Source organism: Flavobacterium sp. HJJ (assembly GCF_015351475.1).
Taxonomy (GTDB): domain Bacteria; phylum Bacteroidota; class Bacteroidia; order Flavobacteriales; family Flavobacteriaceae; genus Flavobacterium; species Flavobacterium marginilacus.
This window is the reverse complement of the sequence record NZ_JADKPR010000091.1, coordinates 1-326: the sequence shown is the minus strand read 5'-3', so window position 1 is coordinate 326 and position 326 is coordinate 1. Positions and strand designations below refer to the sequence as shown.

The 326-nt window shown below is 37.7% G+C and carries 1 protein-coding gene; it reads left to right on the top strand.

Annotated features, from left to right (window positions below):
• Positions 1-125: 125 nt before the first annotated feature.
• Positions 126-326: transposase (locus IRZ80_RS21290; RefSeq protein WP_410504333.1), on the top strand; the 201-nt coding region annotated here is incomplete at its 3' end.

The following is a 326-nucleotide window of genomic DNA, read 5'->3' as shown; positions in this document are numbered from 1 at the left end:
TCAGCGGATTCTTTACCCTGAAAACATAGGTACACACTTATCGATTGATGAAGTAGCTTTGTCTCAGGGAGAGCTTTTACACCATTGTGACCAACAAGAAGTCCAAAGGCAAACAAGGTTGCTTAGTGGCTATTATTACTGGAACAAAGGCAGATCAAGTCATAGAACACATTAGTAAGATTGATTATAAAAAAAGAAGTGGTGTTCAAGAGATAACACTGGACATGGCTAATTCTATGAAACTGATCTCCAAGAAATGCTTCCCAAAAGCAATACAGGTCACTGATAGATTTCATGTTCAAAAATTAGCATTGGAAGCCATGCAA